Consider the following 24004-nt stretch of genomic DNA (forward strand, 5'->3'; position numbering starts at 1 on the left):
GCGTTTGCAGGTGGCGGCGCGTGCGAGGTATTGCATATCGCGTACAATGGTTCGGATCGTATCGTTCGGGCAGGTTATCCGATATGCCTGATCGCCCTTCCATTCGAAAGGACTTCCATGTCCCAGTCTTCGACGCCCGCCGTCACCGATGCCATCTACGATGCATCGTCGCTCGGCCGCCCGCGCATGTTTGTGTTGGGTTTGCAACACATGTTTGCGATGTTCGGAGCCACGGTGCTCGTGCCCGTGCTCACCGGCCTTTCCGTTTCGGCGACGCTTCTGTTCGCCGGCATCGGCACGCTGCTGTTTCATTTTCTATCGCGCGGTAAGGTGCCCGCGTTCCTGGGCTCCTCGTTTGCCTTTATCGCGGGTTATGCCGCCATTGCGCCCAACGGCGAGGCTGAGCTTTTGCCCTACGCTTGCCTGGGCGTAGCTTGTGCCGGCCTGCTCTATCCGGTGCTTGCGGCCCTGTTCCGCGCCTTTGGCGCCAAGCGTGTCATGCGTTTCTTCCCGCCGGTGGTGACTGGCCCCATCGTCATTTCCATCGGCTTGATCCTGGCAAGCTCTGCCATTGCTAACTGCCAGACCAGCTGGTTTGTTGCTGCTATTGCCGTTGCCGTGATCATCATCTGCAACATTTGGGGCCGCGGCATGGTCAAGATCGTGCCGATTCTGCTGGGCGTTGTGGTGAGCTATGCCGTTGCGGCCGCGCTGGGCGAGGTCGATTTTTCGGGCGTTGCCGCCGCTCCCTGGGTTGGCTTGCCCGTCGTGTGGGACAACACAGTGTTTGCACTCTTTGGGCCGCAGTTTGATAGCGGCCTCGCCACGACGGCCATCATCACTATCATGCCGCTGGCCTTCGCAACCATGATCGAGCATATCGGTGATATCTCCGCTATTGGCTCCACTTGCGAGCGTAACTACATCGCCGATCCCGGCCTGCATCGCACGCTGCTCGGCGATGGCCTTGCCACGATTCTGGCTTCGCTCTTTGGTGCTCCGGCCAACACTACCTATGGCGAGAACACCGGCGTGCTTGCTCTGACGCGTGTGTTCGACCCGCGCGTGATTCGCATTGCCGCGTGCTGCGCCATCGTGCTTTCGTTCTGCCCCAAGTTCGCGGCCGTCATTGCGGCCATGCCGGCGTGTGTAATCGGCGGCGTGTCGCTCGTGCTCTATGGCATGATCAGTGCCGTGGGCGTACGCAACCTTATCGAAAACCAGGTCGATTTCCAGAACAACCGCAACGTGCTGGTGGCAGCTCTGGTGCTCGTGCTTTCGCTCGGCATTGCCTATAGCACCGCCGGTGCCATCGTGCTGGAGCTGGGCGGCGTGACGATTTCGCTTTCCGGCCTTGCCGTGGGCTCGCTGGTGGGTATCGTGCTCAACGCGATTCTGCCGGGTAACGACTTTGAGTTTGATGTCTCCGAGCTCGAGGAGTCCACCGAATAGCGGCTGTGTCCAAATCAGTTAAAAAAGCCGGCCATGCGTCCGATGCGCATGGCCGGCTTTTTAGTGCGCAAGAACCCAGTGGATGCCGCGCGCCATGCGCAGGTCGGTTTGGGCAAAGTGGTTGCCGGGGTTGAGCTCCAGCATTGTTGGAATGTCACGCTCGATAAACAGCTCTTCCATCGCGCGCGTATCGTCGAGCACGTGCCGCATCATGCGGTTGGGCGTCTTGGTTTCCTTTTTGCCGAGTGACAGATAGACGGCCTGTGGGTTGCCGGCAAAAGGGGCCGTGCTGGCGCGATCGACAAAGTCGGGAAACCACAACGACCCCGATGCGCTTGCGGCGCGGCTAAAGGCGTCGGTTTGCCAGAGGGACCAGAGCGCGAAGAGGCCCGCGAGCGAGTAGCCGGCAATGCCGCGCCAGGTGGGCGGCTGAGGAAGCGACGACTCGGCCTCTGGGATTATCCAGTTCAACAGCTCATCGAGAAATCCGGATGCCTGACCGCCAAAGGGCTCGGCATCGCGCACGGTTCCGTCGCATCCCCAGGGGCTCAGCTCGCGATTCCAGTTGAGGCTGCCAATGCCGACAAGCGTGAAGGGCGGGCAGTTGAGCTCTCGGCAGCGTTCATAAACCTCCGTGCCGTCGCCCATGACCACGGGAAGATAGATGACTGGTGCGCTTTCGGCATGCTGTGCATGAACGGTTATCTGCTTTTGATGCGCTTCCATGACGGGCTTCTCTCGGCGTTGTGATATCGACGGCCCCCATTGTCGCACGCCGGCTCATGCAGGTTGGGCTAGACCAAAGACAATCTCGTGCATACCCTGCGGACGCATATGGAAAACGCCACCGCCGGAGGGGAGCTCGGCGGTGGCGTTGTTAAACGGTGCTGGGACTCGGGGCCTTCGCGGGAGCTGCCATGTGCGCAGAGGCGTCTAAGAGCGCTTGCGGCTCGCCATGGTGCCTGCGGCGATAGCGGCTGTTCCCGCAAGGACGGTTGCCACGATGGCCGCACCCGAGGTGTCGCCGGTTGCCGCGAGCACGCCGGTAGTCTTGGCTTTCGTGATTGAAGCCGCAACGGCCTTGGTCGGCTTTGAGCCCTCAGGCTTGGGGTTCTGCTTGGACTCCGCGGGCTTGCTTTCTGCGGGCTTGGTCTCGTCGGGCTTGGGGTCTTCCGGCTTGGCTACCTCGGGAGGTGCGATGACCATGCTCTTGGCGACAGCTTCGTTATAGGGGGAGTCGATCACAGCGTCGCCCGTGCCGATGGCTTGGCCTGCCTCGTAGATGCCGTCACGGAGCTTGCGATAGTCAATGACCTTGCCGCCTTCGGGCGTCTGGATGGCGGCGTTCTCAATCTTGATGGTGCCGATTGTCTTGCCGTCAGCGCTCATGGCACGGGCAAAGATTGCCGCTGTATCTCCTTCGGCCGTTACCTTGCTGCGGATGATCGAGATGACTGCGGGTGTGACGCCCTCGCTGGTCTGGGCGATGATGCCGATGTTCTCGCCTTGGGGCTCGGGGCTCGTCTCACCATCTTGGTTTTCGCTGTAGGGGATGGGGCCGTCGCCGTTCTCGACATAGCGGGCTATGGCCTTGACAACGGAGTCGCTGATGTAGATGTGGCCACCCTCCTCGTTGGGTCGATCGTTTCTGGTGGAGAATGCAGCCGAAACCTCGCTTTCCGCAAACGCGTCCACGGTGGAGCCGTTCTTGACGACGATATCGTCTTGGTAGGTGAAGAGGGCAATGGCGCCACCGTATCTGCCTTTACTTGCGCGGACTGTCACGTTTGCATGATCGAGTGTGATGCCCTTGTGGGCATAGACGCCATATTCAACACCGTTTGCGTTGAGGGAGGCGTTTGTGGCTGCGAGGCTGCCCTTGGCCTCGACGGCGGCGTCTTTCTCGGAGCTCGCCTTGACCTGGCTGCCGTCCGAGATATTGATGTTGCCGCCGCTCCAAATGGCCTCACCATCGGCTGAGCTTGCCTCGACTGTGCCGCCACCCTTGATGGTGAGGTTCTTGTCGGTTCCGATACCCTTGTCCTTGGTAGCCCTGGCGGTGACGGCCCCGCTGTCGTCAATCGTGATATTGCCGTTTGCCCTGATGCCATCCGATACGCCCGTGGCGTTGACGTTGCCCGAACCTTTGATAGCGAGATCGCCCTCGGCGTCGATGGCATCAAATCCAGCGCTCGTGGCGTTGACGGATCCGGCTCCGTCGATGTTGATATTACCCGTGGAGAGGATAGCGTCCTCAGTAGATGTCACGCTGAGCGTGCTGCCCGCGTTGCCTTGGATATTGAGCTCGGCGTTCTCATTCTTGCCATGAGAAGCCTTGATGCCTTCGATCCAGTCGGCAGTGACGATGTTGTTTCCCGAGTAATTCACGTTGAGCTTGCCTGCGGCCTGGATCTCGCCGCCGTTATAGTTGTTGAGCTTCAAGTCGTCGGCGCCGTCCCACGACCAGGTGCCGGTCTCGTCGCCCGCCGCAGTGCCGGCGTTGTATTTGGTTTCGCCGACCTTGACCCATTCCGCCGCGAGCGAGACGCTCGGCATGAGCAGCGAGCTCGCCGTGAGCGCGCACACGGCGCCTACGACGATGCGGCGCGTCACGCGGCGCCAGCTGCCGTGCGCGAGTCCTATGCGACGGCGAACGTCGGGTTCGGCAACATGGGTTCCGGCGGTAGTGTCATTGCGTTTGGGGGTCGTGAACAAGGCTGCCATGGTTGCTCCCGTTCTCAAAGGGCCTATACGGCTAGGTTCAGCGTATCTGCTGGATGTTGCCGGCGGTAGTGCCGTTTGGAGGGCAAAATGTCCAAAATCCGGAAGAGGAATAAGCTGCGCACCTACGCGTTGTCGGGCATTAATCACAAAGCGCGGAGCCGCCTGTTGCGACTCCGCTCGCGTGTGCACCATACGAGTGCAAACAGGAAACGCCACCGCCGGAGGGGGGCTCGGCGGTGGCGTTGCTAAACGGTGCGCGGACTAGGCGGCTTTAAAAGTGTCGGTTCGTGTATGAAGGGCGTCTATGAGCGCTTGCGGCTCACCACGGCGCCCGCGGCGATGGCGGCTGTTCCCGCAAGGGCGGCTGCCACGATGGCTGCGCTCGAGGCGTCGCCGGTCGCTGCGAGTTTGCCGGCGATCTTGGCTCCCGTGGCTGCAACTGCAACGGTCTTGGTTGTCTTCGCGCTCTTAGACTTGGAACCCGGCTTGGTCTCGCCGGGCTTTTCCCCGGGTTTGGTCTCTTCGGGAGGCGCGATGACCGTGCTCTTGGCGACAGCTTCGTTATAGGGGGAGTCGATCACAGCGTCGCCCGTGCCGATGGTTTGACCCGCCTCGTAGACGATGCCGTCGCTGAGTTCTTCCTTGTTGCGATAGTCAATGACCTTGCCGCCTTCAGGCGTCTGGATGGTGGCTCCTTCGATTTCGATGGTGCCAATCGCCTTACCATCCGCGCTCATGGCAAGGGCGAAGATTGCCGCCGTGTCTCCCTCGGCCGTGACCTTGCTGCGGAGAATCGAAATGGTTGCGGGCGTGATGCCCTCCTTGGTCTGAGCAAAGATGCCGATGTTCATGCCTCGGGGCTGAGGGTTAGTTTCGCCATCCTGGCCTGCACTGTAGTGGTCGGGGCCGTCGCCGCCGGTCTCGGCATAGCGGGCTATGGCCTTGACAACGGAGTCGCTGATGTAGATATGGCCACCCGCTTCGCCGGAGTAGAAATTACTGGTGGAGATTGCAACCGAGAACCTGCCTTCTGCGAGCGCATCCACAGTCGAGCCGTTCTTGATGACGATGTCGTCCTCATCGGTGAAGAGTGCGCTGACTTCCCCGCCATCTGAGCTTGCGCGGGCCGTCACGGTCGCGCCATCGAGCGTGATGCCCTTGTAGACATAGATGCCATACCCAACGCCACTTGCGTTGAGGGAAGCGTTCGTGACCGTGAGGCTGTTTTTACCGTCGATGGCGGCGTCTTCCTCGGAACTTGCCTTGACCTGGCTGCCATCCGAGATCTCGATGTTGCCGTCGGCCCAAATCGCATTGTCTTTGATAGAGCTTGCCTCTACCTTGCCGCCGCCCTTTATGATGAGGTTCTCGTTAGCATCGATACCCTGATCCTCGGTGGCCTTGGCGGTGACGGTTCCGCTGTTGTCGATCGTGATGTTGCCGTCGGCCCTGATGCCATCCGAATCGCCCGTGGCGTTAACGTTTCCCGAGCCCTTGATGGTGACATCGCCCCCGGCATCGATGGCATCGTGCTCGGTGCTCGTGGCGTTGACAGTGCCAGCGCCGTCGATGTTGATGTTGCCGACGGAAGTGATGGCGTCACGAGAAGATGCCACGTTGAGCGTGCTGGACGCGTCGCCCTGAATATTAAGCTCGGCGTTCTCGTTCGCGCCATCCTTAACCTTGATGCCGCGGCCGTCGTCGTTAGTGACGGTGTTGTTGCCCTCGTAGCTCACGTTGAGCTTGCCCGCTGCCTCGATCGCACCGCCGTTGTAGCCGTTGAGCTTCATATCATCGGCGCCGTCCCATGACCAGGTGCCGGCGGCGTCTCCCGCGGGCCCCGCGGCCGCTTCGTGGCGGACGCCATCGACGTCCACCCACTCCGCCGCGAGCGAGACGCTCGGCATGAGCAGCGAGCTCACCGTGAGCGCGCACACGGCACCCACGACGATGCGGCGCGTCACGCGGCGCCAGCTGCTGTGCGCGAGTCCTATGCGACGGCGAACGTCGGGCTCGACAAAATGGGCTCCAGAGGTTTTGTCATTGCGCTTGGGGGTCGTGAACAAGGCGGCCATGGCTACTCCCATCCTCATAGGGCCTATGCGATTACGCCCAGCATATCTGCAGGATGTAGCCGGCGGTAGTGCCGTTTGGAGGGCAAAATGTCCAAAACTCGGGAAGCAATACATCGCGCGTCCGTGCGTTGCCTGGCTTTAAAAGAAAAGCGCGGAGCCGCTCGATGCGACTCCGCGCCTTGTTGTTTTGCTTTAGCAGACTATGCTGTTACGCCACGAAGAAGTAGACGAGGAAGGCAAGGGCTGCGATCCACATGAGCGGCTTGATCTTGGAGGCCTCGCCCTTAAAGAGCGCGACGATCACGTAGGCGATAAAGCCCAGGCCAATGCCGGCAGAGATGGAGTAAGTGAAGGGCACGCCGGCGACAATCATGAACGCCGGGAAACCTTGCGACACGTCGGACCAGTCGATCTCGGAGGCCTCGCTCATCATGAGGTAGCCGACGTAGACCAGAGCACCGCAGGTGGCGGCGCTGGAAACGATGGTGACGATGGGGGAGAAGAACGCGGCGAGGATGAACAGCACGCCGGTGGTGACGGAGGTGAGACCCGTGCGGCCACCGTCGGCAGCGCCGGACGTGGACTCGACGAAAGTGGTGATGGAGGAGACGCCCATAAAGCCACCGGCAGCAGCGGCCACGGAGTCGACGACCAGGATGGGACGGATGTCCTCGACATTGCCGTCCTCGGTCAGGAACTCGCCCTGCTTGGCGACGGCCATCGCGGTGCCCATGGTGTCGAAGAAGTCACTCATGAGCAGCGAGAAGGCCACGACGAGCAGCATCGGGTCGGTCAGGACCTTCACGATGGCAAGGTTGCCGTCGGCAGTGCTGGCAAACGGGGCGCCGAAGGTCGAGAAGTCGAGCGGTGCGATGAGGCCCTCGGGCGCATGGGTGACGCCCAGCGGGATTCCGGCGATAACGGCGACGATGATGCCGATGAGCAGCGAGCCCGGCACGTTGCGGGAAGCCAGGGCAACCGTCACGACGATGGAGATGATGCCGACGATAAAGGTGGGGGAGGCGATGTCGCCCAGGCCGACGAGCGTACCGGCGCCAGCGGTGATGATGCCGGCGTCGCACAGGCCGATCATGGCGATAAACAGGCCCAGACCCACCGAGATGGCGTGGCGCAGGACCACGGGGATGGCGTCCATGATGGCCTCGCGCAGGCCGCACAGGACGAGCAGCAAGATGACGATACCCTCGAGGAAGATAACGCTCATGGCCACGTGCCAGTCGCCGCCGCACATGGTGGTGGCGATGCCCGCGATCATGGCGTTGATGCCCAGACCCGACGCGCAGGCGAGCGGGCGGTTGGCGAAGATGCCCATGCAGATGGTCATGATGCCGGCGCCCAGGCAGGTGGCGCAGGCGAGCGCTCCCGCATCAATGCCAGCGCCCGAGAGCACTGCGGGGTTGACGGCGATGATGTAGGCCATCGCCAGGAATGTTGTCAGTCCAGCGCGAAGTTCGGTCCCGATTGTGGACTTGCGCTCACTGACGTGAAAAAGTTCGTCCATGCATACCCTTTCCTTGTTCAGCCCCGAGTTTAGGCCGATTGACACGAACTCACTTACTATATCGTCTTTACAACCTTGCTGTTCCTCGCATGTTGATGTTCGGCGCTTTGTAACAGACGGACGGTATTTATCGCATGAAAATGTGTGGGTACCGTATACTTAAGCGGTTACAACGACCCCTATGGAGGAACGTATGATTAAAGAGCTTTGCCACGACGAGGCTATCCTGTCCCAGCGTTGCGAGGTTGCGACCGTCGAGGACGAGTCGGTTGCTCAGGACCTGATCGATACCATCAAGTCGCTCGACGATGCCGGCTGCCTTGCCGCTAACCAGATTGGCGTTACCAAGAAGGTCTGCGTCTACCTGGACGACGCCGGCGAGCCCCACGTGCTCTACAACCCCCGTCTGGTGTTTGGCCTGGGCGCCAGCAAGATGGAGGAGAGCTGCCTGACGCACGAGGAGGTCACCAAGTCCACGCGCTATATCAAGTGCAAGGTTGCCTTTGACCAGATCGTCGATGGCAAGATGCGCGAGCGCAAGCAGGACTTTGTGGGCTTCGAGGCGCAGATGGTCCAGCATATGATCGACCACTGTCTTGGAAAGTTGGTCTAAGGGGACCAAAGCACCGCACTTCGTCTCTTTTGGTCCGGGTATGACATTGTTGTCATGTCCGGGCTTTTGTGTTTAGCGCCTTTTTGTTTGGTGACAATAACCTTAGCAGGAACGTAAAGCTAGGAGGCGCTATGTGCACGAGCATTCGATTTACCGATAATTCTGGCCACATGTATCTAGGCCGCAACCTCGACTGGAGCTTTGACTACGGACAACAGGTTCGCGTGATGCCGCGCGGGTTCCACATCCCGTATTCGTTTATCGACGATGCGTCGGCGGCACACGCGGTAATCGGCATGTGCATCGATTACAAGAACTACCCTATGTTCTTCGACTGCGGCAACGATGCGGGCCTCGCCGTGGCGGGTCTCAATTTCCCGGGTTATGCCGAGTATGCCGAGGACCCTGTCGACGGCAAGACCAATATCGCAGCCTATGAGTTTCCCCTGTGGGTGGCAGCGACGTTTTCGACGGTCGACGAGGTCGAGGCCGCGCTGTGCGACACGGTGATTGTCGCCAAATCTGCCGGAGAGGGGCTGGGCGTGTCGCTGCTTCATTGGATTATCGGCGACAGCCAGCGTAGCATCGTGGTCGAGATGATGGCTGACGGCCTGCATGTATACGACGATCCGGTCGACACCCTTGCCAACCAGCCGACCTTCCCGTGGCACATGGAAAACCTGCGCACCTATATCACCGCCACAAGCGATTTTCCGCAGACGGCGACATGGCGTGGCGCCGAGCTTAAGCCCTATGGAGCCGGTGCCGGCATGCGCGGCATTCCGGGCGATTGCTATTCGCCGAGCCGTTTTGTAAAGGCGGCGTACCTCAATGCCAATTACCCGCAAAAGGAGAGCGAGACCGAAAACGTCGTTCGCATGTTCCGCTCGCTCGAGGGCGTGGTGATGATTGAGGGGGCGTCCAGGATGGGCGATGGCAAGTTCGAGAAGACTATCTATACCGGATGCTTTAGCGCGCGCACGGGCAATTATTACTACGCGATGTATGGGGATCCGTCGATTCGTTACGTGAGCCTGATGGATGCCGAGGGCGCGAGCCCCGATAGGCTCGTGGTTCCCGAGCCGCGTCGTTCGTAGCTCACTGGTCCGTTGCGACATAAAACGGCCTCGCACCTCTTATGAGATGCGAGGCCGTTGTCGTCAATGGCTGGTGGCGTGTTAGAAGTTGGCGTCGTTGAACTGGGTGCTCTCGAGTCCGTCGAGTTGCTGTTCGGGCGTATCTGCGACGCTCTCGAGCAGCTCAGTGGGATCGACGTTCATATTCTTACCGGCTTCGTTGCCGTTGACCAGGTCGTCCGAGAAGATGTCGACTTCCATTTCTTCGGCCTCTTCGATCTGAACCTCGAGCGGCACTTGGGTGCGCACGAGCTTAACGGCCGGGCGCATGCGGGCAAAGAGCGGTACGTACTCAATGATGATGGCCGAGTTCTCGAGACCGTACCAGCGTGCCGGGCTTCCGCAGGCGCGGCGGACGGCGTACTTGATGGCCATCACGCGGTGGTCATTGCGGTTGATGTCCGTTTCGGGGGCAAGCATCTTGCGCAGCATGCAAAAGCGGAAGTCACCTACGTTGCCGCGCGTCTCGTAGATGGAGTAGGTGTGATGTTGCGGCGGCAGCTCGCCCGATGCCATCAAGTCGCCGACGATCTGACGCAGATAGGCGTTGACGCGCTGGTTGACCTTAAAGCCCAGGTCCAGGCGCACGCGGAACAAAAAGTCCGTGCCAAAGGTCTCGACGGAATACTCGTGCGTATAGGGTTCGTCGGTAACGTGCACGTTGATGAACCAATATGCCTTGGCGCGCTTGGGGTGCTTGTCCAGGATGGAATAGAGCACGTCGCGGTCGAGTGTGAGCGGGTCGGGGCTGTTGGTGAGAAATACCAGATTGTCGGCGAGCACGGGATAGGTCTCGTCATTGCACAGGCGATTGAGCTGGTCGATGTACTTGGAGACGGGCAGCAGAATCGTCTGCGTGCGCTCGATGGCGGTGCCGCGACGCCACACATACATAAGGCCAAACAGCAGTGCGGCCAAGAAGATCATCACATAGCCGCCGTCAAAGAACATGGTGAGGCACGAGGCGAAAAAGCACAGCTCAATGGCGCCGAAGAGCAGGGCGAAGACGCAGGCGCCCAGCTTGTGCTTGAGAATGCCGGCGATATAGCTCGTCAAAAGCGTGGTGGTCATAAGCATGGTCACGGTAATGGCGAGGCCGTAGGCGCTCTCCATGCGCTCGGAGTTCTGGAACAGCAGCACAATGAAGATGCAGCCGACCCACATGATGTTGTTGACGAGTGGAATATAGAGCTGGCCCTTGGTGTCGCTGGGGTAGTGGATGCGCAGGTGCGGCATAAGGTTGAGGCGCGTTGCCTCGGATACCAGCGAGAACGAGCCGGTGATGAGCGCCTGTGAGGCGATGATGGCCGCCACGGCCGAAAGCACGATGGCAAAGGGGCGTAGGGGCTCGGGGAGCATCATATAGAACGGGTTGACGATATCCATCGCGAGCATCTGGGGGTTGGAGTTATTGGCGAGTAGCCAAGCTCCCTGACCCAGATAGTTGAGGATAAGGGCCGCCTTAACAAATGGCCAGGATGCATAGATGTTTGCCTTGCCCACGTGGCCCATGTCCGAGTAGAGTGCCTCGGCACCGGTTGTCGACAGGAAGACAAAGCCGAGCACCATAATGCCCGAATGGTTGATGGGCGAGAACAGGAACATAATGCCGCGGATGGGGTTGAGCGCGCGCAAGATGGACAGGTTGCCGAGCATGTTGAACAGACCGGCGCCTGCCAGGAACAGGAACCACAGCGTCATGAGCGGGCCGAAGAGCTTGCCGATTGACGAGGTGCCGGCGCGCTGCATGGCAAATAGGCCGCAGATAATGATGATGGTGATGATGATGACGTTGGTCTGGCCGTCGCCCAGCAGCGCATGGCCCCATTCGATGGTGCGCAGACCCTCGATGGCTGTGGTGACCGTGACGGCGGGGGTGAGGATGCCGTCGGCGAGCAGCGCCGCGCCGCCGATCATGGCGGGCAGAATCAGCCATGGTGCCACCTTGCGTACGAGGCTGAACAGGGCGAAGATGCCGCCTTCGTTGTGGTTGTCGGCCTTCATGGCGATTACCACGTACTTGACCGTGGTCACGAGCGTCATGGTCCAGATGACGAGCGAAAGCGCGCCCAGGATCATGTCCTCGCTGACGGTACCGATGCCGCCGTTGTTGGTGACGATTGATTTCATGGTGTACATGGGGCTCGTGCCGATGTCGCCATAGACGACGCCGAGCGTTACGAGCAGCATGCCAGCGGAGAGGGGGATGGCTCCGTGCCCGCCTTGCCTGCGCTGGTCTTGGAGGTTTGCCTCCAGTTTGTTGTGTGCCACGAGGACTCCCTTAGACATCCGGTTATCTGTCTAGGACAAAAAACTTTATGCCGTCTTTATACATACAAGAGCAGTTTGGCACATCGGGTTATTTTAGACAATAATCCTCAGCTGGGGATTATTTATCTACGCAGGTAGCATTTCAAAGCAGGGGCTTTTAAGCACGTGCTGTCTGGGCGATGCCAGCCTTGGCGTTTGCGCGTTTGCCGGCGAGTTCGCAAAAAATCGCGCCGCCGATGATAAGCGCGGCGCCCATCAGGCGGACCGGTGTTATGGCTTCACCCAAAAGGGCGGCCGAGAACACGACCGCCGAAAGCGGCTCGAGGTAGCCGACGACGGCGACGGTCTGGACGGGCAGCTTGGCGACGGCGCTAAAGTAGAGCAGGCAACCAATGCCGGTGTTGACGACGCCGAGCATAGCGACGGCGCGCCAATCAATGCTGGCGGCGACGCCGGCGGACAGGAACGAGGGAGCGCCCTGCGTGATGAGCGTGAGGGCCAGTGCGGTCACAAAGGCGGCGCTCACTTGGAGTGCGGAGTTCTCGAGGCCCTCGATGTGCGGCGCACCCTTGCTGGCGATGACCATCAATGCATAGCAGAAGGCCGAGGCGATTCCACAGACGATGCCCGCAATGGGCATATTGCCGCCTAGACCTTGCGCTGCAATGAGAAAAGCACCGCAGGCGACGGCGACAAAGCCAGCGATTTTGCCGCCGGTCAGCTTTTCGCCAAAAATGAGCGGGGAGAGGGCCATAACGATGATGGGGCCACAGTAATACAACAGCGAGGAGATACCAACGCCGATCGTCTGATAGGCGCGGAACAGGAAAATCCAGCTGGCGCCCAGCGCGGCGCCCGAGACGATGAGCGCTGCGTCCTCGCGGGGGCGAGACGGAGCCTGCAGGTTATGGCGCTTGGTTATGAAGAGGATGGCGGCAAGGGTGAGAGCGCCCAAAAACGTGCGCAACAGTACGATATCGGAGCTCGGCAGCGCGATGGCAGCGGCGATGATGCCGTTGGAGCCAAACAATAGCAATGCTGCTAAGTACGTAAACAATCCGTTGTTCATGTGCTGACATCCCCTCTATATCCGAGCATGTTCACTATGGGTGAACTGGCTTTAGAAGAAAAGCGAATATAATGCATGGATAACATGACAAAAACTCATGTAAAGGTGGAGGGGTGCCGTGGAAACGAATATTCAAAAGATGCAGGTGCTGCTCGAGACCGTGCGGGCCGGCAGTTTTACGCGCGCCGCCGAGCGGCTGAGCTATTCGCAGTCGGGCGTGAGCCGCATGGTGGGCGACCTTGAGACCGATTGGGGTTTTAAGGTGCTCGACCGCAGCCGCGAGGGTGTGGTGCTTTCTGCCGATGGGCGGCAGATCATGCCGGCGGTTGAGGCGCTCTGCGAGGAGTTTGGCCGCCTGCAGCGACACGTGGACGAGATGCGTGGGCTCATGCGCGGCAAGATCTGCATTGGTACGTTTTCGAGTGTGGCGACCCATGTACTGCCGCCGGTGATTGCGCGCTTTCGCGCCGATCATCCGGATGTCGATTACGAGCTACTGATGGGTGATTACTCCGAGATTGAGCAATGGGTGGCGGAAGGCCGCTGCGACCTGGGCTTTATTCCGCGCGAGCCACGCGGCGCCGGCATGGCGTCGCGACCGTTGGTGCAAGACGAGTTGATGGCCGTGGTGCCAGCGGACTCCTCGCTTGCCACGGCGGAGGTCGTTTCTCTTGCCGATTTAGCCAACGAGCAGTTTATTCTGCTAGAACGCGGCACTGATGACGAGATTACGCCGCTATTCCGTCGGGCGGGGCTGGCGGTGCGCTCAAAACTGTCGACTTGGGATGACTATGCGATTATGGCTATGGTCGAGGATGGCCTGGGCGTGAGCATTCTTCCCGCGCTCATCTTGCGTCGCTGCCAGTTCGATGTTGCTGTGCGTCCGCTCGAAGGGCATCCCCATCGGCAGATCAACGCCATATATCGAACGGCCGATGTTTCGCTTGCCGCCGCTCGTTTCCTCGAATACCTCTAAATGCGTGCACGTCGTTATCGCCTTGGGATAAATCTCGAGGTCTTGCTCATTTTATTTTTGAAATTGAACTTTTCGAAATAGCACGGCGCTATACTGCTGCCTAAATTGAACTCAGGTTCAATTCGTGTTGTATAAATTGAACTTTGCCAGCAAGGAGGTTCTAGTGGCCCAAGAGACGTTTAGCGATCGTCTGCGACAGGCTATGTCCGATCGCGACGTTCGCCAGTCGGACGTGATCCGCGCATCGGAGATGCTCGGCAAAAAACTCGGCAAGAGTCAGATGAGCCAATATGTGAGCGGCAAGACGATTCCGCGGCGCGATGTGGCTGAGCTGCTCGCCCGTATTTTGGAGGTCGATGTTACCTGGCTGCTTGCCGGCGACGCCGATCAAGGCGAGGCGTCATCACCCCGCAACGATTCCAAGCCCGAACCCCATCCCTCAGCTCAAATTGCAAGGAGCACCACCATGCGTACTTTTTCTAAATCCACCAAGCTCGATAACGTCCTGTATGACGTGCGCGGTCCCGTCGTCGACGAGGCCGCCCGTATGGAGGACGAGGGCGAGCGCATCCTCAAGCTCAATATCGGCAACCCGGCGCCCTTCGGTTTCCGCACGCCCGACGAGGTCATCAAGGACATGCGCCAGCAGCTGCCCGACTGCGAAGGCTATTCCAACTCGCGTGGCCTGTTCTCCGCGCGCAAGGCGATCATGCAGTATTCGCAGATCAAGGGCTTGCCCAACGTTCAGATGGAGCATATCTACACGGGCAACGGCGTGTCCGAGCTCATTCAGCTTTCGATGAACGCGCTGCTCGACAATGGCGACGAGATTCTGATCCCCAGCCCCGACTATCCGCTCTGGACGGCGTGCGCAACCCTTGCCGGCGGTCATCCCGTGCACTATCTGTGCGATGAGCAGGCGGATTGGTATCCCGACCTGGAGGATATGGAGTCCAAGATCACGAGCGCGACCAAAGCCCTCGTCATCATCAACCCCAACAACCCCACGGGTTCCGTCTATCCGCGCGAGGTGCTCGAGGGCATCGTCGAGGTTGCACGCAGGCATCAGCTGATGATCTTTGCTGATGAGATCTACGACCGCCTGTGCATGGACGGCTACGAGCACGTCTCGATTGCCTCGCTCGCTCCCGATCTGCCCTGCGTCACCTTTAGCGGTCTGTCCAAGTCGCACATGATCGCGGGCTATCGTATTGGCTGGATGGTGCTTTCGGGCAACCAGCGCTGCATGAGCGACTTCATCATGGGCATCAACATGCTCTCCAACATGCGCCTGTGCTCCAACGTGCCGGCTCAGTCGATCGTTCAGACGGCGCTCGGTGGCCATCAGTCCGTCAACGACTACATCCGCCCCGGCGGCCGTGTCTACGAGCAGCGCAACTTTGTGTATGAGGCGCTCAACAAGATTGACGGCATCTCGGTGGTTAAGCCGCGTGCGGCGTTCTACATCTTCCCCAAGATGGATGTGAAGAAGTTCAACATTACCGATGACGAGCAGTTCGCCCTTGACCTGCTGCACGAGAAGAAGATTCTGATCACGCGCGGCGGCGGCTTCAACTGGGCTGAGCCCGACCACTTCCGTATCGTGTACCTGCCGCGCATGGAAGTGCTCAAAGAGTCCCTCGAAGATCTCGCCGACTTCTTCGATCATTACCGTCAGAGCTAATTAGTTCCGCCGTTCTACCGAACGGCGGACCACTTGACGCTGCGCGAGCCGCATTCACGCCAATCTGACGTTCAATTTCGAGGGCGCGACCAGAAGGTCAGCGCCCTCTCATTTCACGTCACCTTGGCGCAAATGCGGCTCGCTTGCTGTCGTGTGCTCAACCTGCATCGTTACCCTGGCTGTCTAAATAACAATCCCGTTGCAGTGGTCGATTTCGTGTTGGATGATCTCGGCGGTGTAGCCCGAGAAGTTTTTGATGCGGTGGACGAAATTCTCGTCCAAATACTCAACCTTAATGCGGCGATAGCGAGTACAGGGGCGCTCGCCGATCAGCGAGAGACATTCTTCGCTCGTCTGATAGGCATTGACCTGCTCAAGAATTTGAGGGTTGTACATCAGGAGTGTCCTGTTGCCGTCCTTTACGCAGATGATGCGTTTGCGCACGCCAATCATGTTGGCGGCGAGGCCCACGCACTCGTGCTCATGCTCATGGAGCGTATCCAGGAGGTCCTGCCCGGTCACGGCGTCATCGGGGCCCGCGTCTTCGGAAGGCAGGCGCAAAAAGAACTCGGATTTCATGATGGGCTTAATCATGGCGGGCTCCTCATGTCTCATGCTTTCGTGGACTTTTAATAATAGCGCGGAAGGAAAGCTGCGCGTTCGCGTTACAATCTTTCGACGTTGGACCATGTTGCCAGACTCGTCGCGTGCGGCGTCTGGCGTAAGTCTAGGGCTCATCCTCGCCCTGGACTGTTCCTCTGGGGCGATACGACTGTCGTTCCAAGAGGAAGGAAATGCATGGGGAGCAAATCTCAGCAACAAGTTCAAGTAGCGCCATCGGCCACTTCGGCGTTTCTCGCCGTAATGTATATCGCGGCCTTTGTTGCCGCGTTTAACGAGAACATCATTAACGTGGCGTTGCACGACATCATGGCGGCCTTTTCGGTGAGTGCCATCACGGCGCAGTGGCTTGTTTCGGGCTACATGATCGTGACGTCGATCTTTACGGCCATCATGGCCTTTCTTTCCGGTCGCTTCTCGACGCGCAAGCTGCTGTTTTTCGCATGTGGATGCCTGGTCGCCGGAGAAGTCCTGTGCCTGGTCGCCCCAACGTTTACCGTCTTGCTGCCAAGTCGTATTTTGCAGGCTGCGGGATCGGGCATCTTGTTCCCGCTCATGATGAACGTGGTGTTGTCTTGCGCGCCGCGCGAGAAGCTCGGTCTGTATCTGAGCCTGGGCGGTGCCTGCATTACGCTGGGGCCGGCGTTTGGACCTGTGATCAGCGGTCTTATGTGCACGTTGTTTGGCTGGAGGGCGGTGTTCGTAGTGCCGCTGGTGGGCGGCATTGTGGTCGCTGCGGCGGGCGTAAAGCTTGTTCAGAATGTCGGAGAGCGCTCGAACGCCACGCTTGATATTCTGTCGGTTGTTTTGCTCGCTGCCGGCATTACGGCATTTGTGTATTCCGTAGGCGAGTTCTCGACCAATCTGATTGCCGGCATCGTGACGCTTTTTGCCGCCGTTGTGCTGCTCGGCCTGTTTGCGGTTCGTCAGCTCAAGCTCGAGCATCCGGTGCTTAACGTGCGTCCCATGGCGAGCGTTCGTTTTTGGCCTGCGTGCTTGCTTGTGGTGGTGTCGATGATGACGACGTTCTCGATGAGCGTTTTGTTGCCGCTCTATTTTGAGGGCGCATACGGCATGACCGCGCTTGTTGCGGGCCTGCTCATTTTGCCGGCAATTGCCTGCAACGCTGTGACCTCGATTGTGGGCGGACGCGTGATGGACGCCCGTGGCGCATGGCCGCTGCTGCCGGTCGGCTTTGCCCTGATTGCCGTGGGACAGACTGCCATCTCGATGACGGCGGCAAGCATGAACATCGGCGTCGTCGTGGCGCTGACCGTTGTGGTGTATGCCGGAGTCGGTTTGGTGTTGAGCCCCTCGCAAACGGCCGGCTTGGAGACGCTGCCTGCCGCTGAACATCCTCACGGAACGGCATTGCTCAACACGTGGAACATGATTGCCGCGTCGTTTGGTCCGTCGCTGTTTATCGGCCTGCTTTCGAGTTCTGCGGTGGCTGCTGGCGCCGCGGGCGTTGCGTCGGACGTTGCCCAGGCGATAGGATTTGCAGCCGCCGTGCGCGTGGCGGCCGTGATTGCCGTTGTCGGGTTCGCGGTGTCGCTGGTGTACGCTCGCCGCGAGTCGCACATGTCGCATTAATGTGTGCACATAGATTCTGCAGCTAGATTGGATGGCGACACCATAAACTAATGGACGTTTTGCCGAGAGGCATGAATGTATAAAGCGCAAAGAGTGCGCGACGGGCCCCGCGAATGGGGCGATGATGCCCGAGAGGGCCAAGAAGGAGTCTCATGTCTGAGAACGAAGAGATCATGAACGAGACCGAGAACGAGACCATGGCTGCCGAGGTCGAGGCAGTCGAGACCGTGGAGACCGAAGCTGCTGAGGTTGAGGCTGCTGACGAGGTTTCCGCCGAGGAGGCCGAGGTTGTCGAGGCCGCCGTTGATTACGATGACGAAGAGCTGATGGACAAGATGCAGAAGGCCGCCCGCCTGCTGCGTAGCCGTCGCTTTGCTATTTCCAAGGAGGAGGAGGCCAAGGCCGAGCGCATGGCGAACATCGAGCGCGCCATCAAGCTTCTTGACCTCAAGCCCAAGATGGAGCAGAAGGAAATGTCCGACCTGCTGGGCATGCGCCTCCGTGAGCTCGATGGTCTGATGGCCGAGGCCGAGGCTGCCGATCTGGTCGGCCGCATCGACGACGCCGAGGGCGATATGCGCAAGATCGTTGTCTTCGCTGCCGAGGATGCCGCTGAGGGCCTGACCGAGCTTGCCAACAAGAAGGAGAAGCTCCTGCCCGAGCTTTCTTACGAGGAGGCCACCGAGCTGATGGCCGCTCTCGATAAGGTTATCGCTCCGCTCGTCGCCATGGGCCTGGACGAGGACCGCGGTCCTCGCGGCGGCCGTGACGAGCGCGGTGGCCGTGGCGGCGACCGTGGCGGTCGCGGCGGCTTTGGCGATCGCGGTGGCCGTGGCGGTGACCGCGGCGGCCGCGGTGGCGATCGCGGTGGCCGTGGCGGCTTTGGTGACCGTGGCGGCGACCGTGGCGGTCGCGGCGGCTTTGGCGGCAACCGTGGTGGCTATGGCGATCGCGGTGGCAACCGTGGCGGCTTCGGCGGCAACCGTGGTAACGACCGCGGCGGTCGCGGTGGCGACCGTGGCGGCCGCAACGGTGGCGGCTTCCGCGGCAACCGTTTCTAGTTGGGTTACGCGGTTTTACCAAATCGCGTAACTAGTTGACGCTGCAAACCCGCCAGGGCGGCAATCTGCCTTTCAACTTCGGCGGCATGACCAGAAGGTCAATGCCGCCTTGTTTCAAGGCACCTTGCTCGCTCTGGCGGGTTTTCGCTGTCGGTACCAAAGCATCGGCGTTGCCTTGATCCAAACCTACCAAAAAGGGACAGGTTTATTTTGGTCGGTTTTATCTGGGCAAACGTGGTCGTCTATCGCAATATGGTCGTTGGGGACGTTCTTGTTTGACTAGTCGTTTAAGAACGTCCCCAACGACTACATAGCATGAGAGTGGATAATCTCCCGGTTTGAGCCTGCATTCAAGCTCAAAGTGGGAGATTATCCACTCTCATTTGTTGTATGTCCGAAAATCCACGCTCGTTTAAATTCTGCCTACATTTGCAGGAACAGTTCGTGGAGGCGGGTGTCTTCGTCGAGCTCGGGGTGGAAGGTGACGCCGAGCTGGTTGCCTTGGCGGGCGGCGACGATGCGACCGTCGACTTCGGCTAGGGCCTCAGTGTCGCCGTGCACTTCGACGATGCGGGGCGCGCGGATAAACGTCAGCGGCACCTCACAGTCGATACCGCCTACCTGCCCCTTGGTGCGAAAGCTGCCGAGCTGTCTGCCGTAAGCATTGCGCTCAACGAGCACATCCATGGTTGCCAAGCGCGGCGTCCCCTTATCGTCGTGGGCGGCAAGATCGCGCGCCAACAGAATCAAGCCGGCGCAGGTGCCCAGGACGGGCATGCCCTCAACAATGCGGGTGCGAAGCTCATCGAGCATACCAAGCTCGGCAAGTAACTTGCCCTGAACGGTGGACTCGCCGCCGGGGAGGACCAGGCGGTCAAAGTTCTGCTGCAAATCGGCCGCCTGCCTCATCTCGATACAACGTGCGCCCAGCTCGGACAGTCTTGCCTCGTGCTCGGCAAAAGCGCCCTGGACCGCCAGCACGGCGACCGTTTGGTCTGCATAATCGCTCATGTGCGATCCTTTCTGCTGGACTAGCGCCCGCGCTCCTCCATGATGATCTCGATTTCGTCGGCGTTGATGCCCACCATGGCCTCGCCCAGGTCCTCCGAAAGCTCGGCGATGAGCTTGGCGTCGGTGAAGTTTGCCACGGCCTTGACGATGGCGGCGGCGCGCTTGGCGGGGTCGCCGCTCTTAAAGATGCCCGAGCCAACAAAGACGCCCTCGGCGCCCAGCTGCATCATCAGCGCGGCGTCGGCGGGGGTCGCGACTCCGCCGGCGGCAAAGTTTACGACGGGGAGCTTGCCCGCGGCATGGACCTCGCGCACCAGCTCGACCGGAACCTGCAGCTGCTTGGCTGCCTCAAAGAGCTCGTCGTCGCGCAGGGCAACAACGTCGCGGATCTGCTTTTGGATCTTGCGCATATGGCGCACGGCCTGAACGACGTCGCCCGTGCCCGGCTCGCCCTTGGTGCGAATCATCGTGGCGCCCTCGGCAACACGGCGCAGTGCCTCGCCCAGATCGCGGGCGCCGCAGACAAACGGCACGTCAAACTGGGTCTTGTCGATGTGATAGACATCATCGGCGGGGGAGAGGACCTCGGATTCGTCGATGTAGTCGATTTCGATGGCCTGCAGGATCTGCGCCTCGACAATGTGGCCGATGCGGCACTTGGCCATAACGGGGATGGAGACAGCTTTTTGGATGCCCTTGATCATCTTGGGATCACTCATGCGCGAGACGCCGCCTGCGGCGCGGATGTCGGCCGGGATGCGCTCGAGCGCCATGACGGCGCAGGCGCCCGCCTCCTCGGCGATGCGTGCTTGCTCGGGCGTGGTGACGTCCATGATGACGCCGCCCTTGAGCATCTGCGCGAGCTCGCGATTGAGTTTGACGCGATCGGCCTTGCTGGTCTGTTCTGCCATGGTTGCTCCCTTGGTTGGCATGTGCATTGCTTAACGGAACATCCTATCGGGGAGCTGGGTATGGCGAAATACTCAGTTTTCGAGATAATAACAAGGTCAGACTAATGCCAGATTGAATGATTCAATAAGGTCAGGTGATAGACCCATGCTTGACTACAATTTGGAAAATCGCGGCGAAGCATCGCTTTATGAGTATGTTTACCAGCAAATTCGCGATGATATTGTTGCTGGCCGTATTGCGGCGGGGGAGCATCTGCCGTCTAAGCGCGCCTTTGCGAGTCATCTGGGTATCAGTGTCATTACCATCGAGAATGCATATAGCCAGTTGCTTGCCGAGGGCTATATTTGCTCAATGCCGCGTCGTGGCTACTACGCGTGCGAGCTCCCGGATGCGCCGGTTTTGGCTTTGGCTGCGGGGGATATCGACCGAGATGCTGTCCCTGTTGGTCCCAGCGCGCATGATGCCATGGGGCAGGCAGAGCGATTCGACGCACTTTCTCCTTCCGCTTTGGAGGCGGCGCGGCTTTGGCAAAGTGCGCTACGGGCGACGCTGACGTCCGAAGACGAACGTGAAATCTTTTCGCCCGCACCGGCGCAGGGCACCGCTCGACTGCGACGTGCGATTGCGCGCCATCTGCGCGGGACAAGGGGCATGAATGTCAATCCCGACAATATCGTTATCGGTGCGGGCGCCCAGCTGCTCGATACCATGTTGGTTCAGTTGCTTGGCGCGGACAAGGTGTATGCCGTCGAGGATCCAGGCTATTTGCGCTTGACGCGCATCTATCAGGCCATGGGTTGCGAAGTGCGGCATGTCCCGTTGGATGCTGAGGGCGTGGACTTGAGCGCGCTGCAGAAAACCGGGACCGATGTCCTTCACCTGATGCCGTCTCATCAGTATCCGACCGGTCTTGTGACGAGCATTGCACGTCGCTATGCGTTGCTGAGCTGGGCCGCCGAGCGGCCAGGTCGGTATCTCATCGAAGACGACTTTGATTGTGAGTTTCGCCTTGCCGGCAAGCCGATTCCCGCGCTCGCGTCGATCGATGCCGCCCAGTCGGTTATCTACACCAACACGTTTTCGAAGAGCCTTTCATCGGCGTTACGTTTGGCGTACATGGTGCTGCCCGATGAACTAATGGAGAGGTTTAAACGCAACCTTGGTTTCTACGCCTCGTCGGTAAGTTCTGTTGATCAGGTTGCCTTGGCGCGTTTGCTGGAATCGGGTGATTACGAGCGACATGTGAACCGCGTGCGCGTTCGTGCTCGTGGGGCGCGTGATGGCCTGGCGGCGCTTGTACGGAAAACGTTTCCGGCAGGGGAAGTCTCGATCGAGTACGCGGACGCCGGCCTTTACTGCGTCGTGGCCGTGGAGTGTGACGCGGGCGGAAGCTCTTTTGCACGGGCCCTCACGCGCTCGAGCATCCCTTTTATCGATATCGGTGACTGTTTTTGGTGTGCCGATGGCGCATCTGTCCCTGAAAACTCAACTCAAATTCTTGTTCAGTATGACGATCTGAGTCCAAAAGTACTAACTACCTTGGAATTGCAGCTAATGGGGGGGGGCACTCTGCAACCTAAGTGAGTAGACTTTTAGCACTTTGGCGACCAGGCAGTTTTGTAACAAGCTATCTACCTGCGGTTTTGAAAAGCAGGATGACCGGCCTGCTCGGGATGTTCAAAAAAGTCTACTCACTTGCCGCGCAAAGCTCCTGCATGAGAAAAAATGGGGTTTTCAACAGGGCTTCGTCCAGCTCTCGGCAAGCTTTTGGCCAGTTGGGGAGGGCTGTTGAAAACTTGGCAGTCCGTTCGGCGCCATTTTTGGTGCGTTCGCGCCAATGCGTGACTGACTGGGTTGAAATTCGTGTTTTCCTGTGCCTATGAAGGATCTACTTTGTGACATATCAGCTTTTAGGTACTGGCGTTTGCCTCCTCAAGTCCGCGCTTTGTGTCCGCCGCTTCCACGACCGGAAGAAGACCGGCAGCGATATGATCTCGCCCGCAACCCGACGGCTGCGGTCGCGCTCGGTTTTCCGTTGTATACATTGGTTCGGTCGAGAAACAAACGGACTTGTCCTGCCAGCATTAGGCAGCGGCTGTTTCTTGGTGAGCTTCCCAGGGAATCCGTGCTGGGAACGGAGCATGGGGTTTTGATTACGTCTCCTCTACTGACGGCATTCATCATGTTGCGGCATCTGACGGATCTTCAGCTTCTTTTGGTATTGGCGGAGATGTGTGGCTTGTTTGCGGTGTGTGCCCTGCCGGCGGCACTTGAGGCGGAGCTTTCGCGTGCAATTGATTCGGGCGCGATTTCGACAACGTTCGGTTGGGTGCGCTGCCCGTCCGAGGACGGCACCGCCTCAAATTTATGGCGTCGAGACGCTTTGGTTTTGGGCGGAGACCTTGACCGTTTTTGTTCAGATGTTTGCGGGATGCGTTACGGCAATAGATTTATAGCGGTATCGCAACTCGTTCCATTGGGCGCCGCGTCGCCTTTTGAGGTCGAGGCGTATTTGCTACTTGCACTGCCGCGATCCCTGGGAGGCGAAGGTTTTTGCGGCATAGAGCTTAATGTTGAAGTGATGCTAAGCACAAGTGCTCGAGCGATTGTGGGAAAGTCCCGTGTATATATCGACCTACTTCTTTCTTCGCCGGACGGCAGGCGACAGGTGGCCATTGAATGTCAGGGAAAGGCCTCGCACGGACGCGCAGGGGATGGCTTGCGTGACGCTGACCGCATGACGGCCCTTCAGGCCATGGGCTACGATGTACTTCTCCTGACACACAGACAGATATCCGATGAGGATAGATTCCGCGCGATCGTTAAGGCCATATGCAGGATGCTCGATGCTGAATATCGTGATAAAAGCTCAGATGAGCAAAGGGCTGAGACATTACTCCGGTCTGAACTATTCGTTGACTGGACAAAATTGGGAGTAATCGACGGAAAGATGCCCGTTAGACGCAAAACAGCTCGATCGTGGACGGCTGCGGTTCTAAGTGAGTAGGCTTTTGGCACTTTGGCGACCAGGCCGTTTTGAAACAAGTCATTTACCTGCGACTTTATAAAGCAATACGGATGGTCTGCTCGGCAAGTTTCGAAAAGTCTACTCACTTAGTTTTTGACGAGAGACCGATGCCGAAGATAGCTCTATTTCAGGGCGTTAACGAGTCCTCGAGACACAAAAAGGCCCGAACCAATACGGTCTGAACTGCCTCCCATTTCTTGGACATGAGAAATGGGAGGCTTTCTTTATGCGCGTTGATTTGAGAGTGAAGCATGAT

Annotated in this window: 18 protein-coding genes; 9 read left to right on the forward strand and 9 right to left on the reverse strand. The window is 59.3% G+C overall.

Annotation, left to right across the window (positions count from 1 at the left end; genetic code table 11):
- Window positions 1-117: 117 nt before the first annotated feature.
- A complete protein-coding gene (locus PMW67_RS01145) occupies window positions 118-1452 on the forward strand; it encodes a uracil-xanthine permease family protein (RefSeq protein WP_271738562.1) in 1335 nt (444 codons plus the stop codon).
- Window positions 1453-1512: 60 nt separating this feature from the next.
- Here PMW67_RS01145 and PMW67_RS01150 read toward each other — a convergent pair whose 3' ends face one another.
- The 4 genes from PMW67_RS01150 to PMW67_RS01165 form a co-directional block, all read right to left on the reverse strand.
- Window positions 1513-2178, reverse strand: coding sequence for an alpha/beta hydrolase (locus tag PMW67_RS01150; protein WP_253056563.1), 666 nt, complete (start codon window positions 2176-2178; stop codon window positions 1513-1515).
- A gap of 207 nt (window positions 2179-2385) precedes the next feature.
- On the reverse strand, window positions 2386-4176 hold the full coding sequence (locus PMW67_RS01155) for a hypothetical protein (RefSeq protein ID WP_271738563.1): 1791 nt from the start codon (window positions 4174-4176) through the stop codon (window positions 2386-2388).
- A gap of 302 nt (window positions 4177-4478) precedes the next feature.
- Window positions 4479-6251 carry a carbohydrate-binding domain-containing protein gene (locus tag PMW67_RS01160; protein ID WP_253056557.1) on the reverse strand — a complete coding sequence of 591 codons (1773 nt, stop codon included), beginning with the start codon at window positions 6249-6251 and terminating at the stop codon, window positions 4479-4481.
- A 208-nt stretch (window positions 6252-6459) separates the two neighbouring features.
- Entirely contained in the window at window positions 6460-7773 is a 1314-nt protein-coding gene (locus PMW67_RS01165; protein WP_117803754.1) for an NCS2 family permease, read from the reverse strand.
- Between the two features lie 193 nt (window positions 7774-7966).
- Between PMW67_RS01165 and PMW67_RS01170 the strand changes: the two genes are divergently transcribed.
- Window positions 7967-8386: a peptide deformylase gene (locus PMW67_RS01170; protein WP_117563534.1), complete on the forward strand. Its 420-nt coding sequence runs from the start codon at window positions 7967-7969 to the stop codon at window positions 8384-8386.
- A gap of 131 nt (window positions 8387-8517) precedes the next feature.
- On the forward strand, window positions 8518-9483 hold the full coding sequence (gene bsh, locus PMW67_RS01175) for a choloylglycine hydrolase (RefSeq protein ID WP_271738564.1): 966 nt from the start codon (window positions 8518-8520) through the stop codon (window positions 9481-9483).
- An 81-nt stretch (window positions 9484-9564) separates the two neighbouring features.
- Here the strand turns inward: bsh and PMW67_RS01180 are convergent, their stop codons facing one another.
- Window positions 9565-11811 carry a KUP/HAK/KT family potassium transporter gene (locus tag PMW67_RS01180; protein WP_334204037.1) on the reverse strand — a complete coding sequence of 749 codons (2247 nt, stop codon included), beginning with the start codon at window positions 11809-11811 and terminating at the stop codon, window positions 9565-9567.
- A 139-nt stretch (window positions 11812-11950) separates the two neighbouring features.
- Window positions 11951-12862 (reverse strand): DMT family transporter, encoded by a 912-nt coding sequence (locus PMW67_RS01185; protein ID WP_271738565.1) that lies wholly within the window; start codon window positions 12860-12862, stop codon window positions 11951-11953.
- 118 nt (window positions 12863-12980) lie between these two features.
- Between PMW67_RS01185 and PMW67_RS01190 the strand changes: the two genes are divergently transcribed.
- Together PMW67_RS01190 and PMW67_RS01195 are read left to right on the forward strand one after the other, a co-directional pair.
- Window positions 12981-13838 (forward strand): LysR family transcriptional regulator, encoded by an 858-nt coding sequence (locus tag PMW67_RS01190; RefSeq protein ID WP_117778911.1) that lies wholly within the window; start codon window positions 12981-12983, stop codon window positions 13836-13838.
- Window positions 13839-14040: 202 nt separating this feature from the next.
- Window positions 14041-15522, forward strand: a complete 1482-nt coding sequence (locus tag PMW67_RS01195; RefSeq protein WP_117757320.1) for an aminotransferase class I/II-fold pyridoxal phosphate-dependent enzyme — start codon at window positions 14041-14043, stop codon at window positions 15520-15522.
- A gap of 183 nt (window positions 15523-15705) precedes the next feature.
- Here PMW67_RS01195 and PMW67_RS01200 read toward each other — a convergent pair whose 3' ends face one another.
- On the reverse strand, window positions 15706-16116 hold the full coding sequence (locus tag PMW67_RS01200; protein WP_117840577.1) for a peptide deformylase: 411 nt from the start codon (window positions 16114-16116) through the stop codon (window positions 15706-15708).
- A 204-nt stretch (window positions 16117-16320) separates the two neighbouring features.
- Here PMW67_RS01200 and PMW67_RS01205 point away from each other — a divergent pair, with 204 nt between their 5' ends.
- Both PMW67_RS01205 and PMW67_RS01210 read left to right on the forward strand, forming a co-directional pair.
- Complete coding sequence (locus tag PMW67_RS01205) at window positions 16321-17736, forward strand: MFS transporter (protein ID WP_117840575.1); 1416 nt, start codon at window positions 16321-16323, stop codon at window positions 17734-17736.
- A gap of 152 nt (window positions 17737-17888) precedes the next feature.
- Entirely contained in the window at window positions 17889-18797 is a 909-nt protein-coding gene (locus tag PMW67_RS01210) for a hypothetical protein (protein WP_124786408.1), read from the forward strand.
- 423 nt (window positions 18798-19220) lie between these two features.
- On the opposite strand, the gene pdxT is transcribed toward PMW67_RS01210, so the two are convergent.
- Both pdxT and pdxS read right to left on the reverse strand, forming a co-directional pair.
- Window positions 19221-19808 carry a pyridoxal 5'-phosphate synthase glutaminase subunit PdxT gene (pdxT, locus tag PMW67_RS01215; RefSeq protein WP_118270739.1) on the reverse strand — a complete coding sequence of 196 codons (588 nt, stop codon included), beginning with the start codon at window positions 19806-19808 and terminating at the stop codon, window positions 19221-19223.
- 20 nt (window positions 19809-19828) lie between these two features.
- A complete protein-coding gene (gene pdxS / locus PMW67_RS01220) occupies window positions 19829-20719 on the reverse strand; it encodes a pyridoxal 5'-phosphate synthase lyase subunit PdxS (protein ID WP_117840755.1) in 891 nt (296 codons plus the stop codon).
- A gap of 145 nt (window positions 20720-20864) precedes the next feature.
- On the opposite strand from pdxS, the gene pdxR reads away from it, so the two are divergent.
- Both pdxR and PMW67_RS01230 read left to right on the forward strand, forming a co-directional pair.
- A complete protein-coding gene (pdxR, locus tag PMW67_RS01225) occupies window positions 20865-22304 on the forward strand; it encodes a MocR-like pyridoxine biosynthesis transcription factor PdxR (RefSeq protein WP_124786406.1) in 1440 nt (479 codons plus the stop codon).
- Window positions 22305-22869: 565 nt separating this feature from the next.
- Window positions 22870-23727 carry a hypothetical protein gene (locus PMW67_RS01230; RefSeq protein ID WP_124786405.1) on the forward strand — a complete coding sequence of 286 codons (858 nt, stop codon included), beginning with the start codon at window positions 22870-22872 and terminating at the stop codon, window positions 23725-23727.
- Window positions 23728-24004: the final 277 nt, after the last annotated feature.

Source organism: Collinsella aerofaciens, from assembly GCF_028209395.1.
In the GTDB taxonomy this organism is placed as follows: domain Bacteria; phylum Actinomycetota; class Coriobacteriia; order Coriobacteriales; family Coriobacteriaceae; genus Collinsella; species Collinsella aerofaciens_AZ.

Bases quoted from the DNA above. Each gene is read 5' to 3' on its own strand.
- pdxR (WP_124786406.1), top strand. From the start codon at position 20,865: ATGCTTGACTACAATTTGGAAAATCGCGGCGAAGCATCGCTTTATGAG.
- pdxT (WP_118270739.1), bottom strand. From the start codon at position 19,808: ATGAGCGATTATGCAGACCAAACGGTCGCCGTGCTGGCGGTCCAGGGC.
- PMW67_RS01200 (WP_117840577.1), bottom strand. From the start codon at position 16,116: ATGATTAAGCCCATCATGAAATCCGAGTTCTTTTTGCGCCTGCCTTCC.
- pdxS (WP_117840755.1), bottom strand. From the start codon at position 20,719: ATGGCAGAACAGACCAGCAAGGCCGATCGCGTCAAACTCAATCGCGAG.
- PMW67_RS01185 (WP_271738565.1), bottom strand. From the start codon at position 12,862: ATGAACAACGGATTGTTTACGTACTTAGCAGCATTGCTATTGTTTGGC.
- PMW67_RS01155 (WP_271738563.1), bottom strand. From the start codon at position 4,176: ATGGCAGCCTTGTTCACGACCCCCAAACGCAATGACACTACCGCCGGA.
- PMW67_RS01170 (WP_117563534.1), top strand. From the start codon at position 7,967: ATGATTAAAGAGCTTTGCCACGACGAGGCTATCCTGTCCCAGCGTTGC.
- PMW67_RS01165 (WP_117803754.1), bottom strand. From the start codon at position 7,773: ATGGACGAACTTTTTCACGTCAGTGAGCGCAAGTCCACAATCGGGACC.
- bsh (WP_271738564.1), top strand. From the start codon at position 8,518: ATGTGCACGAGCATTCGATTTACCGATAATTCTGGCCACATGTATCTA.
- PMW67_RS01205 (WP_117840575.1), top strand. From the start codon at position 16,321: ATGGGGAGCAAATCTCAGCAACAAGTTCAAGTAGCGCCATCGGCCACT.
- PMW67_RS01210 (WP_124786408.1), top strand. From the start codon at position 17,889: ATGTCTGAGAACGAAGAGATCATGAACGAGACCGAGAACGAGACCATG.
- PMW67_RS01145 (WP_271738562.1), top strand. From the start codon at position 118: ATGTCCCAGTCTTCGACGCCCGCCGTCACCGATGCCATCTACGATGCA.
- PMW67_RS01180 (WP_334204037.1), bottom strand. From the start codon at position 11,811: ATGTCTAAGGGAGTCCTCGTGGCACACAACAAACTGGAGGCAAACCTC.
- PMW67_RS01150 (WP_253056563.1), bottom strand. From the start codon at position 2,178: ATGGAAGCGCATCAAAAGCAGATAACCGTTCATGCACAGCATGCCGAA.
- PMW67_RS01160 (WP_253056557.1), bottom strand. From the start codon at position 6,251: ATGGCCGCCTTGTTCACGACCCCCAAGCGCAATGACAAAACCTCTGGA.
- PMW67_RS01195 (WP_117757320.1), top strand. From the start codon at position 14,041: ATGTCCGATCGCGACGTTCGCCAGTCGGACGTGATCCGCGCATCGGAG.